Source organism: Photobacterium marinum (assembly GCF_000331515.1).
Classification (GTDB): domain Bacteria; phylum Pseudomonadota; class Gammaproteobacteria; order Enterobacterales; family Vibrionaceae; genus Photobacterium; species Photobacterium marinum.
In genome coordinates, this window is the sequence record NZ_AMZO01000030.1 from 13,145 (window position 1) to 25,668 (window position 12,524).

Consider the following 12,524-nt stretch of genomic DNA (forward strand, 5'->3'; position numbering starts at 1 on the left):
TAAACTTCAATTACATGTGAGCGATTCTGTAATTAAAGTGTAGTGGGTTGCTGTAGATACCTGATTTGAACTGGATGAAACTATTTTTTTGCGGCGCATTCCTCCTTCATAATCGCGATACCCAGACTGAAACATTTTCTCCATGCCTGTTCAATTTCACTGTTATATTGGTAGTCACACATTTTTACTGCTTCCAGCAGGCTGGTAAGCCATATATCAAAATCGAGCGGTTCAGCTCCGATACCATCTGGTCCATGGCGCTTACCAAGTTTTTTTACGTAATCCCTGGCTTCTGCGGATGTAGATGCCAGCATTATCATTGAGATTGAAGCCTTCAGCATCCGGTATTGCTTTGACATATCGACGTTGGAAAACAGTAGCCTGAAGCGGTCGTCTTTCTCGATAAACAACTCATAAAACAAGATGATAAAGTTTGGATCTTTCTGACATCTTGCGTAGCTATCGTTGAATGTCTCATGAAAGTTCATGTCATTTTCTCCGGAGCTGTTCTGACTCACAATTAGTGAACTTGAGGGAATTTAGAGTCACTACAAGTAATTATCCGCTTGATTTTCGCATAAGCAACTGTGTGCATTTTAAGTGTGAACTTTGAACAGTTTTGTATTGCTTTGGGAACCAGCTTACTTACAGCTCATTGTATTTTTTTGCGCTGCCATAGCATTTCTCAACTGGATATTTATTTCGGTTCTTTTCCAGCTTGGTTTCGCAGGCTTTGATAATATCGACATCACAACGATCTGCCAGTCTTAGCAGGTACATAAACACATCAGCTATTTCTTCTTCAAGATGAGTTTTCTTGTTGTGAGGAAGCTGTTCGCTCTGCTCTGGCGTCAGCCACTGGAAAATCTCGGTAAGCTCGCCAACTTCACCATTCAACGCCATTGCTAGATTCTTCGGTGTGTGGAATTGATCCCAGTTACGCTCAGCAGCGAATTGAGCTAACTGTTGTTGAAGGAGCTTAATATCAGACATATCGGGTTCTCATAAAATACGGAGTGCAAAGACTTGGAGCTGATTATGTAAAAGCACCGCCGTGCATACGGTGCTTTTTATGTGAGAATCTCACAGCGTTGCGCTTTCGGCCGGGCTGAACTTTTTGCGGAATGTACTCTGTAAAGCTTCCAGTGTGCAAAGCAGTAACCCCAGCCAGATGAAGCCGAAGCTTACTGCTTTTACTTCATCAAATACTTCGCCGAATAGCATGATAGCGAGCAAAAACTGCAAAGTAGGTTCAATATACTGCATCAGACCAACCATGGTCAGGCTGGTGCGGTTCAAGGCCAGTGCAAAGAAGATTAATGGTGCCAGTGTTACCGGAGCTGCACCAATATATAACAGCAATGTATTCGTATCTGCAGACAGCGCGACACTGTCACCTTTTATCCATAGTGAAGCCATGAAGAGCAGCGCAAAAGGAACCAGCACGGCGGCTTCAACCGTAACAGATGTTAGCGCATCATAGCGAATATATTTTTTACTCAGTCCGTAAAGGGCAAAGAAGCTGCCCATAATCAGTGAAATCCATGGAAGTTCACCATAATGCCAGACTTGGTAACCAATACCGGCAATGGCCAGAACGACCGCAGCTACCTGGGCCTTTGAAAGATGTTCCTTAAGGAAGATAACACCAAGTGCTATTGCAAACAGAGGGTTAATAAAAAAGCCCAGGCTGGCTGCCAGTACCTGATCATGAGTCAGAGCCCAGGTAAATGCATACCAGGATACACACATGATGCAACCTGCGATTGCTGACATCAGCAAGGAGCGCTTATCCGCCAAAATTGTTCTGATGGTCGGAAGTGGACGCCGTATCAGCCACATAGCAAGCAGCATAAACGGTACTGAGAAGAGAATTCGTAACGCAAGCAGTTCGTTTATATCTGCTTGCGGTAAAAACTGGTAATAAAGAGGCAATATGCCCCATAAGACGAACGAAAACGCCGCTAAGGCATTGCCAGCGCGATGTGATTGCATAAGTTGGCCATCCAAAAAATTAGCAAGGGTGACAGAAGGAAGCAGACAGGTATTTTGTCATTTATCCATCTCGGGATAAAGCAATTTGTGCGACAAATAACTTGCTGAAATATAAGCAGTAATAACTAATTGGAATAACAATGTCTGAGGTGGAATTATTTCTTCATGGCAATAATGGTGTGAACCAGCCAGGGACGTTTTTTTCCTGTCAGCTGGGCAGAAAACTCCTGTTTTTCTTTCCATGACACAATATAAAAAGCACTTAATAGTTGCTCGATTTCATGTCGGGTATGAGTGAGTACTGGTAGCTCTTCATCTATATTGATATCAACGGCGCTAATAAAGTGACCGCAGAAGATGCCGCCACTGTACAGGCTGTTTTCAATTTGTAGCCAAAGCCTGGGAAAATCACTTTTTGGGCAGAAGAAAAGGCAGGCGCTGGCATTGATCAGGTGGGCTCGAGGAAACTCAAATTCGCTAAAACTGCATAACTGAACATCAAGTTTCGGACTTGCCGCAGCCAAGGGATGTTCAGTTAGTATTTCAAGGCACTTAATATCATTATCAAAGGCAAAAACCTGATAATCTTTCTCAAGTAAGTAAATAGTGTCTCGCCCGGATCCACAACCACAGTCGACGGCGACTTTTTCTTGGGTCAGATTACACAGAACATGGTGGGCCTCAATCAGGTGCGCACGGGGTGCCAGTGTCTTCTGGTTACTCAGGTAATTCAGCCAATCAACTGTTGCCATGCCCTGTTCCTCTTAATCCCTATCATCGAATTAACCTCAAAGCGTAACGGTTAATTATTAGAATATAGAGTACGGTGACGAATTTGGTATAACTGCCTGCCAGCCAATAAATTAGCTCACTCCATTACAGCGAATTTTGTTATTATTGTCCTATCAACAGAAACGCGGTGGTAATGATACCGGGTTCTGTAATGAGTGTATGCCATCTGGCAAAAATGAAGAGAGAATACAATGACTAAGTTAACCGCAGATATTCAGGCAAACAGCGATCTGTTTGTTGCAGAAACAAAAGAGACCCTGAAGGTATGGGGCCTGTGCAACGAAGAGGGTGACTGGTTATCTGTTGATTCTACTGAGTACGAAAATTCAGAGGTAATGCCTTTCTGGTCAAATGAAGAGGATGCCAAACTTCATTGTGTTGATGAGTGGGAAGAGTTTGAAGCAGTAATGATCCCGCTGGATGTGTTCGTGGAAGACTGGATGATCACTTTGTCAGAAGATGGTGTTCTGGTTGGCATGAATTGGAACGCGCAGCTGGAAGGTCAGGAGCTTGAACCTTCTGATGTGGCTAAGCAGTATCTGTAAGCTTGTCGTTCTTTCCTGTAAACAGGAATAGTAAAGAGAGAAGGCCGTATCATAATGATACGGCCTTTTTGTTTGGCTTTAACAGGTACTTATCTAGATTGTTATTACCCTTAGTTTATAGATGTTAATTTTATCAGCTATATTTACAGTGAGTCATCAAGCATGAGGGTAGCGTTATGGTCCTTTCAGAATGTCGCCAGATGATGGCAGAGCACTCGTTCACTGAAGCTCGTCTTGTCCATGATTTTTTAAGTGCAGGCTGGAGTATCAATTTCAGAGATGCGGAAGGAAATGATTTCCCGCTTACCGACAGCTATGGAATTCCATGTAGCTATGACTCGCTGAAACAGGCAGAAGATGTTGTTCATCAGGTTGGGGATTGCCCAATTCAGATCGACAGCTTGTTCCGCTTTGCTGAGCGATAACAATCAGACTCGTCAGGAATACCAGAATAAGTTGTAACGGCGCAGGCGTGATTTTAATGAAATAAAAAAGAGCATCTTCAGATGCTCTTTTTTGCGCTTGGTCCAAACGGATCAGCTTGATTTGACTTCCACCGGAATGCGTTCAAGTTCAAGTTGTTCAACTTCGGCATCCAGCTCGGCAATCTTGTTTTCCATCATGGCATGGCACTTATCTGCCAGCATTCGTGCATCATCCATGCTGTACTGAGATACATCAATCGGTTCCAGCATTTCAGCAATAACTACGCCGTTATCTTTACTGCTTAGAGAAATTTTGTTGTGGGTTGAACTGACACACATAGGGATGATAGGAACACCAGCTTCAATTGCCATGCGAAATGCACCGGTTTTGAAAGGCAGTAAACCTCGACCTTTGCTTCGGGTGCCTTCAGGGTACATCCAGACTGATAGGTTGCGTTTATGAATTGCATCCGACACTTGCTTGATGGTGTTTCTGGCTTTGGTTTTGTTCTCACGATCAATCAGTATGTTACCCGTGATCCAGTACAAAAGGCCAAAGAAGGGTACCCACAACAGGCTTTTTTTGCCGATAGAAACTGTACGTGGTTGCAGCATACCCGGCGAGGTAACAAAGTCGAAAATATTTTGATGGTTCGAAATGTAAACGCCTTTTTGGACATCAGCTACCTTTTCGGTTCCTCGTTCAATGACTTCAAGGCCGACAATTTTTCGCAGAACTCTGAACCACTGGCAGAAAAAATGCACGTGCTTTGGGTCCCGGGGGCTGAAAAGACAGTAAACCAAAGCAAATATCGTGGTAATGATGATAAATATTGCCGCTAAAATCATGCGGATAAAAGAAAGCACAGTCACTCCTTTGTTACTTGTACATCTACCTGATGTATACAGGCATACCTTACAGTAGAGAGCAGAGGCGTTGTATCGTCACTTTCATAAACACAACAAGTCTGGCTGAAGATACTCATTGCCTGTACTAATCAGTACATTTATACCCAAATGAACTCTATGAATCCGATCCTGAGATCACTTGGGTATAATATTAATCTTCAAAAAATCACAATCAAGTCAGTTAGTAAGCAACTGATTGTTCACTATTATGAAATGAATTTTACTCAAACGCTAGTTGATGAGCTTGTTCATTATTTCATTATGGGCTTAATGTCCATGAATTGACCTTGTTTCGACTTAATCGTAGTCAGAAAGAAAGAGAAATCAAAAAAATAGCATCTTCAGGATAGTAACTGTTGAACCCTGCCTGATGTTTTGTTCTGATACCCAGAACAATAAGAAACAAAGTGCTTAGTGGATGGTTATTACTTGTAAAATTAAATGGATTTTATTGCTTCTTGCATGTGTGTGTAATTTAGGGGCATCTCCTGCTTTGGCAAAGCTTTCCCGCCATGCTGATACTGTTATTATTAATGCCAATATCTATCAGAAGAAGGGAATGGACTCGATTGCTGTCACTGACGGCATGATTAGCTTTGTTGGTAATTATGATGAAGTGAAGGGGAAAATAACGCAGACCACAAAGGTTATTGATATCGATGGTCGAGCGCTTTTACCTGGCTTTATTGATTTGAATAACCATGTATTTGAAGAGGCTTACGCGGTAGAAGGTAGTTGCCCGCTGCCTTCAACGGATGATTACTCTGAACTGGCAGGTGTGCTGGCAAAATGTGCCGCTGCGATACCTGAATCAACATGGGTGATAGGTTTTTCCAGATTGTTACCTCGGATGAATAAGCCTTCATTTATGCCTAAGCAGTGGCTTGATAAGTTCTTTCCTGAGCGGCCTGTGGTACTGATCGATCTGAGCTCGGATATGGTATGGGTTAACTCGCGTGCGTTGGAAACGGCTCAGCTTAATCGCTACAGCATTAACCCACCTGGTGGCAGAATCATAAAAACTGCTGACAAAGCGTCACTCACTGGTGTTTTATTGGGTTCTGCCGGTGAAAAAGTGATCAGTCGGGCCAGGGCTGTACATCCTGATCTTTGTCATATTAATTACCCGAATGTGGTTCATGGGTTGAAAAATGTGACGCGAAACGGGATCACAACACTCGGTGATGCTCGCAGTTACTGGCATCGTGGTTGGAATCGGGTTTGGGAAACTATATTGGCTAATGGCGATTTGTCGGCCAGGGTTACGGTTCGGCCGTGGCTTTATCCCCATTTGTCCATGAAAGAACAGCTTGATTATTTCTCTGGGATTGCTCGTCAGGACTTAACTTCGAGGTTGATCATCAATCAGGTCAAGGTGAATCTTGATGGAAGTTATACCGCGGGTACAGCTAGATTATCAGAACCGTATTCGTCACCGACGTTAGTATCAGAAACCAATGGCGTGTTTTATATTTCTCCTTCAGAGCTGACGGCCTGGCTAGAAAGGCTGGATAAAATTGGTTTCGGAGTCAACATTAATGCGACCGGTGATGAAGCGGTTAAAGCATCGTTGAATGCGATTCAGGATGTCCGTCTTCAGGATATTGATCAGGTTTTCTCCATTCATTCTCAGGGAGTAATAAGCCGTGAGGATGTGCCTCGTTTTGCTTCACTCAATGTCTCGGCTGATTTTCAAATTGGTAATATCACAGACTCTACGGTGCTCTCAGAGAGGAGCAGAAAAAATCGCACTCTGGAGGACACATTAATGCCGGCGTTATCTGTGGCCGGAGCTAACGTAACCCTGAGTAGCGGTTGGGCGACTTCGCAGTTTTCACCGCTGAAAGGTATTGCCAAAAGCCTGAGTATGGGAAGCCATGGGTTTTCTGACATTCACATGGCTATTGCGGCATACACGATAAATCCTGCGCGAGCTTTAGGGCTTGAGGGGATTACAGGAAGTATTGATGTCGGTAAGTCTGCGGATTTCGTTATCCTTGATCAGGATATTACGGAGCTTAAACCTGAGCAGATACCACAGGTTAATGTTTCGCTGACCATGCTGGAAGGTGAAATCGTTTATCAGAGTGAGTCAGATAAGCGAGGTGCATAGCTGTGCAATTGGGAATAGTTATGTAATTTAGAATGGTTGTGTGTCTCCATAATTATTTAAAGATAAATGCGTTAATTTCAGTTCAGATATGAAGTCAATCCCATCTGTGACTACAAATGCAAATATCGCTGGAATTTTGTCACTATAAGCGCGATAAAGAGACTAGATTTTGACACAGCAAATAGCAGGCATTAGTCAATGCAGCTCGTTGTGCGAAGTCTCTTCTGTTGTGTGGAGTTTTAGAGGCGAGCAGGGCTTCGCCTCTCTTTTTTTGTTATTGCGAAACGCAAAGTATTAGAGTTGCTTGACCATGTTATAACGCTCAAAAGCAACGTTGTTTCGTAGTGAAATTTCCTCTTCGATCAGTTCAAAACCAAGTTGCTCAAAAAGACCTTTCGATACCTTGCTGGCGGTGACACTAAGGCTTTTCTGTCCTTTGCTCCGGGCAATGGCTTCAAGAGTGGCGCAAATTTGTTTGCCTATTCCCTTACGTGAAAACTTCGGCAGCACATAAAGTAATGTCAGGTGGTTTTCCGGATGAAGCTGGCCAAAAGCAACTGGCTTGTTTTTGTCGTCTGTCGCAACCAAGGTATGGCCCTGACCAAGTAATTCTTCGAACTCATCAGGGTTATTCTGCGGATAACCGGCCCATATTTCGATTTGCTCAGCAGAGTAATAAGGACTTCCAAGTTCTGTTGCTGATTGTTGGTATATTTGGGCAATAGTGCCGATATCATCGCTAATGTATGCTCTGAGCGGAAATATTTGCATTTGGTTATCTTCCCTGACTTGTGTTGATTGCATAATTTATCTAAGTTTAATGCGATTTATATCATGCCACATAGTGAGGAGTTTTTTCTTCTGGGCTGAAATTTGTAATTGAATTTGTTTGCCAGCAGAGTTGCAGATAATACGTAATGCTTGTTTGGTTTTATCCGGATTTATCAGGGATGTAGATGTGAGGAACAAGAATAAATTAATGAGTAAACACTGTTTATCATGGCTGCTCTGTTTATCTATGTTGATGCTTTCTGGTTGCGCGTCTAACAGTCATGACGATGCCTTTAAATCTATGTCAGCTGGTGGCGGGGATGAGAAAACATCAGTATCAACCGGAGCTTTCGGGGATGTTTATGCGTCATGGAAAGGGACGCCATACCGGCTCGGAGGCAGCAGCAAGCAGGGTATCGATTGTTCCGCCTTTGTTCAGGTAGGTTACTCTGATGTATTTAATATCATGTTACCGCGAACAACCGCAGAGCAGGCAAAGTTGGGTCAGTGGATCCCATTGAGTGAGGCAAGAGAAGGGGATTTAGTCTTTTTCAAAACAGGCCGAAAAGTCAGGCATGTCGGCATCTATTTAGGAAATGCTTCGTTTCTTCATGCATCGACTTCACGCGGGGTGATGATCTCCCGACTCGATAACCCGTATTGGCGAAGCGCTTTTTGGCAAGTGAGACGCGTGCGAGCATAGACGTAATACTCATACTATAGCCAGATCAATTTTACTCTGAAAAGTTGCCATATAACCTCGCAAAAACAGCTATCGCCTCCCATACTTTTGCTGTAGGAATAACTTCCCCTGGAGGTGATTATGGCCATGGCAATTACAGTAGGACAATTCCTTAACAGTCATAATGTGGATTTCAGTCTTACTAAACACCGTCATACCGACACATCTTTCAGCTCTGCTATCTCTGCACATGTTCCGACTTCGCAAGTTGCGAAAGCCGTTATGCTCAAGGATCAGGATGGTGAATACCTGATGGCAGTTGTTCCATCTAATCGGCGTGTGATGATTGATAAAATCAGCCGTATGATGGGTAAACAGTTTTTCCTGATCAGTGAACATGAACTGTCAGATATATTTCAGGACTGTGAACCGGGTGCTGTTCCGTCGTTGGGACAGGCTTATCAGGTTGATATGCTGCTGGACGATCTTCTGCTTGAGCAGAATGAGTTGTATATAGAATCTGGTGATCATGAAAATCTGATCCACCTCGATAGCAAGCAGTTCCATAAAGTGATGCAGGATATCCCCCATAAAAACATCAGTGGCTACCGTATGATGTTTTCACAAGAGCATGAAGGCAGGCAGTGGGAGTGGGAATAGGAATAGCTAAGCCGGAAAGATGAGTTGTTAAGCTTATGAAAGCTGATAGAAAACACCCGCAAGTTTATTAACCTGCGGGTGTTTGTTCAAAGCTTGTGAGTCAGTTGTTCCATTGATCGTAAGTGCTTACTTTATGCAATTCAGCATGAAATCGATAATAGGATCATCTCCAGCTTGTTTCATCAGCGCCTTCGGCATGAATACAGGCTTACGCAGAATATCCCTGGTGATCAGTTCATCAAGCAAGGGTTTAAATTCAAACCCGGTTTTGCCGACAAACAGTGAACTCAGATCTTCCTGACGGTAATAAACCAGCGCATCCCGTAATCCCTTCAGGTACAGATAATCCTTGGTAAAGCCACCGCCCCGGAAAGCGCGGGCTGTTACTGTGAATGCCTCACCTTTGCACAGGTTATAAGTAAACTTCAGGTGATTGTAGGTATCACTGAAGCTTTCGCCGCGAACCATGAAATCAACAGCCAATACACGCAGTGCCAGTATCTTCAGTCGGTGCAGCGGGAAGCTGCCCGAAAGATGCTCACACAAAATTGCCAGCCCTTCCTGAGTATGTGTATTGCCTGGCAGGCCGAGTTTAAGCACTTTCAGTGGCTGTTGATCTGCATTCACACTGGTGACCAGATGCACGCCCATTTCATGATGGATCAGGGCATTCAGATCTTTCTGTGAAAACAGGCTGTTCAAGTTAATCTTAATCGTGCGGCCGCTCACCATCGCCCGGGCAATCAGTTTTTGTGTGCCGACAATCTTGCAGGGAATATCGTAATTTTTTGCTGCTTCATGAAAAGCAGCAATCGCATCCTGAGCACTGATGAGTTCAGGCTCCGGCTCTTCATACTCCCTTGCATGGAGGATAAAGTTAGCGTTGGCAATATCCTGCTCATCAGGCTGGCCGTAATAGCGTAGCGAGTTATAAAGAAACTCTTCATGGCCGATACTGGTCAGCAGATCAATTCGCACAGCCAACTGATCAATTACCTTACGGTACATTTTCTGGATATCAGCATCGCGAATATCCTCAACCGGCAAGCGATAGAGCTTTTCCCTGAATTTGTACGGATCAATATCCAGTTGCCGATAGGTAAACCGGGGTTGATATTCGTGTGGCTTCAGGAAGAAACGACGCTTTTCCTGCTTGAGGTTCATCGGGTTGATATAGCTCAGTGTATTAATGCCTTTCGCAATTGAATACAGCTGGCGATCCAGCTTGATAACCTCTCGTGGTAGTTTTGAGGCCAGCACATCACTGCCGGTGACTCGTCTTACCTTTGTTCTTCGAACTATGGTTTCTGCTGCGTGCTCTGTGAGCACGGTTTTCATCGCTTCTTTCAGTTTTTCGATTACCAGCGGGAAGTTCTCACCACGGTTTTCGTCCATGTAGATCTTTTTCACCTCAATCGGCATGATCAGGGTGTTAGTAAAGTTCTCTTTGACGAAAGTGGCCTGGTAGCCCATGCCTTTGAAAACATCATTCGCTTTTGCCGAAACGTCAACATTTGGCAGCTCAACTTCATTGAGTCGGCTGACTAACTGTTGCAGTTCTTTATGCCATCTTCTGCCGTTGACTTGCTTCGTCCCCAGGTTAAATACCGGCGTGTCTTTTTCGATGCGACGATAGTTGTATGAGTGGATGTCATACAACAGGCAAAGTCCGAAACGCTCTTCAAGGGTTGCGATAAGGCAACCCAAGATACGGTAGTAACAAGCATGCTTTGCTTGTGACACATTACGTTCAACGTCCGTTAAATCTTCAGACCAGACTTTGTGTCCCCATGCTTCATCATAGATACAACTAGCCGGTGGCCTGTTCAGGTCGTATTCGTAACGAGAGTCCTCACCCTGCAAGACAATCGGTAGCGACGAAATGAAGTCGCCGGTAAATGGGTCTTCTTCGAAGTACCTCTCTTCTTCGCTCAACGCACACTTAGGAAGCAGGTCACCGCGAAGGCGGTGACCATGATGGATTGCTGTTGCAATATAAGGCTGATATTCACTGATTCGAATTATCAGGCTACCATCGTTAAGCTGGGCTTCAAACGGAATACACTGCCGGATTTTATCCAGCACTTCGGCTTCAGTAAGTTGCAGCATCTGCAATCACCTTGCGGTATTCGTTTTTGCGAGCGATGCTAACTTCTTTGGCGACCACGACGCTTTCTACAAAATCCAGTACGTTACGCTGCAGTTTTGTTCGGTTCAGGCGATTGATACGGGTAATACCACCCGGGCTAAGTACATTAACTTCAACCAGCTTGCCTTTAATGACATCCAGACCGACAAAATACAGGCCGTCGCGAACCAGTTTCGGACCGATGTGCTTGCACAGGCGCAGTTCCTGTTTTGTTAAGGTGTGCTTCACTTCTTTACCGCCGGCATGAATATTCGAGCGAACATCACCAGCTGCCGGAACCCGACGCATAGCACCGATAGGTTCACCGTTCAGCATCATGATGCGAACGTCACCTTCTTCGGCCCCTTCAATGTAATCCTGCAGAATTACGTAGTTCTTATCGTCGCCGATATAGAAATCAAGTAGTGACTTAACGCTTGATTTCGCGCTCTTCTCAACAAGGATTACGCCTTTGCCGCCATAGCCATTCAGTGGCTTTATGATCATGCGGTTGTTAGGACTTTCGTCCAGCACACGCTCCAGATACTCACGGTTTTTAGATACGTGAGTTACTGGGATAAATTCGTTATTCGGATCCGGCAAAGACGTTGTGTAAAGCTTGTTATTAGCCACACGCAAACCGTCGATGTCGTTCATGATGAAGGTATGATCACGAACGGAATCCAGGAAGTTCAACGCCATGGTATCCAGCGGCGGGTTAGCGCGCATGAAAATAACATCAAAGCCAGCCAGCGGCAGCTGAGCCTTACGGAACTCTGCCTTACGGTAAAAACTTGGGATATTGCTTGATACTTCACCCTGTTTCAGAACTTTGCAGAAGGCGATTGCCGTACTGTGACGCATAGTTAGATTATTAGGTGTTGTAATTGCCACCGTGTGGCCACGGCTGGCAGCTTCATGGATCAGGCGCAGCGTTGAATCTGTTTCTGGTTCAACTTTGTCCCACGGGTACATTACAAAACAAATTTTCATATCAGGTTTACCAAGTTATCTGTCGCTGATGACAGGCAATAAAGAACTAAGCCATCGCACAAATGTGGATGGCTTAATTGCTTTTGAAATAAATAGAAACGGGTAATTAATTACCCTGGAAATTAATAATCCAGGTCGTTGTCACCGTCGCTCTCGGTGTCACTGTCATCGTATTCGTAATGACTGACATTTTTTCGCTGAGAGGCACATAAGGTGTAACGTCTTACTTTGTTGGTCGTTTTATTGATGTATTTGAGCCAACATTTTGCAAAGTCAGACTTCACTTCAAGCTGACCTTTGATTTCGGCAAGAAATTGAATTTCTGCCTCATTGACCGGTTGAGATATTCCTTCAGAAAGGCTTCTCATGGTCCGGCCATAATTTTCAAGCAACGTGGCTTCGCTGATGGTGAAAACACCAGAGCGGTTGAAGCCGCGTGGGAAATTTTTATCGTCGTAAAATTTACCTTCACTTCTCATTGCATTGCTTCCTGACGAGATTTGCGCAGATA

General features: G+C 44.3%; 14 protein-coding genes. 5 read left to right on the plus strand and 9 right to left on the minus strand.

Annotated elements, in window-relative coordinates:
* Nucleotides 1–80 precede the first annotated feature (80 nt).
* The 4 genes from C942_RS18160 to C942_RS18175 all read right to left on the minus strand — a co-directional run bounded on the left by C942_RS18160 (nucleotide 81) and on the right by C942_RS18175 (nucleotide 2,747).
* Complete coding sequence (locus C942_RS18160) at nucleotides 81–488, minus strand: globin (protein WP_007468458.1); 408 nt, start codon at nucleotides 486–488, stop codon at nucleotides 81–83.
* 157 nt (nucleotides 489–645) lie between these two features.
* On the minus strand, nucleotides 646–993 hold the full coding sequence (locus C942_RS18165; protein ID WP_007468459.1) for a nucleotide pyrophosphohydrolase: 348 nt from the start codon (nucleotides 991–993) through the stop codon (nucleotides 646–648).
* 90 nt (nucleotides 994–1,083) lie between these two features.
* Nucleotides 1,084–1,995, minus strand: coding sequence for an EamA family transporter RarD (rarD, locus tag C942_RS18170; RefSeq protein WP_036801043.1), 912 nt, complete (start codon nucleotides 1,993–1,995; stop codon nucleotides 1,084–1,086).
* A 155-nt stretch (nucleotides 1,996–2,150) separates the two neighbouring features.
* Entirely contained in the window at nucleotides 2,151–2,747 is a 597-nt protein-coding gene (locus tag C942_RS18175) for a class I SAM-dependent methyltransferase (RefSeq protein WP_007468466.1), read from the minus strand.
* A gap of 231 nt (nucleotides 2,748–2,978) precedes the next feature.
* Between C942_RS18175 and C942_RS18180 the strand changes: the two genes are divergently transcribed.
* Complete coding sequence (locus C942_RS18180; RefSeq protein WP_007468468.1) at nucleotides 2,979–3,332, plus strand: DUF2750 domain-containing protein; 354 nt, start codon at nucleotides 2,979–2,981, stop codon at nucleotides 3,330–3,332.
* Nucleotides 3,333–3,508: 176 nt separating this feature from the next.
* Nucleotides 3,509–3,757, plus strand: coding sequence for a hypothetical protein (locus tag C942_RS18185; protein WP_007468470.1), 249 nt, complete (start codon nucleotides 3,509–3,511; stop codon nucleotides 3,755–3,757).
* A 111-nt stretch (nucleotides 3,758–3,868) separates the two neighbouring features.
* On the opposite strand, the gene C942_RS18190 is transcribed toward C942_RS18185, so the two are convergent.
* Nucleotides 3,869–4,624: a 1-acylglycerol-3-phosphate O-acyltransferase gene (locus tag C942_RS18190; protein WP_007468471.1), complete on the minus strand. Its 756-nt coding sequence runs from the start codon at nucleotides 4,622–4,624 to the stop codon at nucleotides 3,869–3,871.
* A gap of 535 nt (nucleotides 4,625–5,159) precedes the next feature.
* Between C942_RS18190 and C942_RS18195 the strand changes: the two genes are divergently transcribed.
* The gene (locus C942_RS18195) at nucleotides 5,160–6,779 is read left to right on the plus strand and encodes an amidohydrolase (RefSeq protein ID WP_007468472.1); all 1,620 of its coding nucleotides are present in this window, start codon (nucleotides 5,160–5,162) and stop codon (nucleotides 6,777–6,779) included.
* Between the two features lie 294 nt (nucleotides 6,780–7,073).
* Here C942_RS18195 and C942_RS18200 read toward each other — a convergent pair whose 3' ends face one another.
* Nucleotides 7,074–7,550, minus strand: coding sequence for a GNAT family N-acetyltransferase (locus tag C942_RS18200; protein ID WP_007468473.1), 477 nt, complete (start codon nucleotides 7,548–7,550; stop codon nucleotides 7,074–7,076).
* A 208-nt stretch (nucleotides 7,551–7,758) separates the two neighbouring features.
* On the opposite strand from C942_RS18200, the gene C942_RS18205 reads away from it, so the two are divergent.
* Together C942_RS18205 and C942_RS18210 are read left to right on the plus strand one after the other, a co-directional pair.
* Entirely contained in the window at nucleotides 7,759–8,253 is a 495-nt protein-coding gene (locus C942_RS18205) for an NlpC/P60 family protein (protein ID WP_036801046.1), read from the plus strand.
* A gap of 126 nt (nucleotides 8,254–8,379) precedes the next feature.
* A complete protein-coding gene (locus C942_RS18210; RefSeq protein WP_232323384.1) occupies nucleotides 8,380–8,892 on the plus strand; it encodes an aminoacyl-tRNA deacylase in 513 nt (170 codons plus the stop codon).
* A gap of 126 nt (nucleotides 8,893–9,018) precedes the next feature.
* Here C942_RS18210 and C942_RS18215 read toward each other — a convergent pair whose 3' ends face one another.
* From C942_RS18215 to maoP, 3 genes are all read right to left on the minus strand, one after another.
* Entirely contained in the window at nucleotides 9,019–11,001 is a 1,983-nt protein-coding gene (locus C942_RS18215; protein ID WP_007468479.1) for a flavohemoglobin expression-modulating QEGLA motif protein, read from the minus strand.
* Complete coding sequence (gshB, locus tag C942_RS18220; RefSeq protein WP_007468481.1) at nucleotides 10,985–12,013, minus strand: glutathione synthase; 1,029 nt, start codon at nucleotides 12,011–12,013, stop codon at nucleotides 10,985–10,987. Before gshB ends, C942_RS18215 begins: the two co-directional genes overlap by 17 nt.
* A 122-nt stretch (nucleotides 12,014–12,135) precedes the next feature.
* Nucleotides 12,136–12,492: a DUF413 domain-containing protein gene (gene maoP, locus C942_RS18225; protein WP_007468484.1), complete on the minus strand. Its 357-nt coding sequence runs from the start codon at nucleotides 12,490–12,492 to the stop codon at nucleotides 12,136–12,138.
* Between the last annotated feature and the right edge of the window lie 32 nt (nucleotides 12,493–12,524).

Bases quoted from the DNA above. Each gene is read 5' to 3' on its own strand.
- C942_RS18205 (WP_036801046.1), top strand. From the start codon at position 7,759: ATGAGTAAACACTGTTTATCATGGCTGCTCTGTTTATCTATGTTGATG.
- C942_RS18210 (WP_232323384.1), top strand. From the start codon at position 8,380: ATGGCAATTACAGTAGGACAATTCCTTAACAGTCATAATGTGGATTTC.
- maoP (WP_007468484.1), bottom strand. From the start codon at position 12,492: ATGAGAAGTGAAGGTAAATTTTACGACGATAAAAATTTCCCACGCGGC.
- C942_RS18175 (WP_007468466.1), bottom strand. From the start codon at position 2,747: ATGGCAACAGTTGATTGGCTGAATTACCTGAGTAACCAGAAGACACTG.
- C942_RS18185 (WP_007468470.1), top strand. From the start codon at position 3,509: ATGGTCCTTTCAGAATGTCGCCAGATGATGGCAGAGCACTCGTTCACT.
- C942_RS18165 (WP_007468459.1), bottom strand. From the start codon at position 993: ATGTCTGATATTAAGCTCCTTCAACAACAGTTAGCTCAATTCGCTGCT.
- C942_RS18180 (WP_007468468.1), top strand. From the start codon at position 2,979: ATGACTAAGTTAACCGCAGATATTCAGGCAAACAGCGATCTGTTTGTT.
- C942_RS18160 (WP_007468458.1), bottom strand. From the start codon at position 488: ATGAACTTTCATGAGACATTCAACGATAGCTACGCAAGATGTCAGAAA.
- C942_RS18215 (WP_007468479.1), bottom strand. From the start codon at position 11,001: ATGCTGCAACTTACTGAAGCCGAAGTGCTGGATAAAATCCGGCAGTGT.
- gshB (WP_007468481.1), bottom strand. From the start codon at position 12,013: ATGAAAATTTGTTTTGTAATGTACCCGTGGGACAAAGTTGAACCAGAA.
- rarD (WP_036801043.1), bottom strand. From the start codon at position 1,995: ATGCAATCACATCGCGCTGGCAATGCCTTAGCGGCGTTTTCGTTCGTC.
- C942_RS18200 (WP_007468473.1), bottom strand. From the start codon at position 7,550: ATGCAAATATTTCCGCTCAGAGCATACATTAGCGATGATATCGGCACT.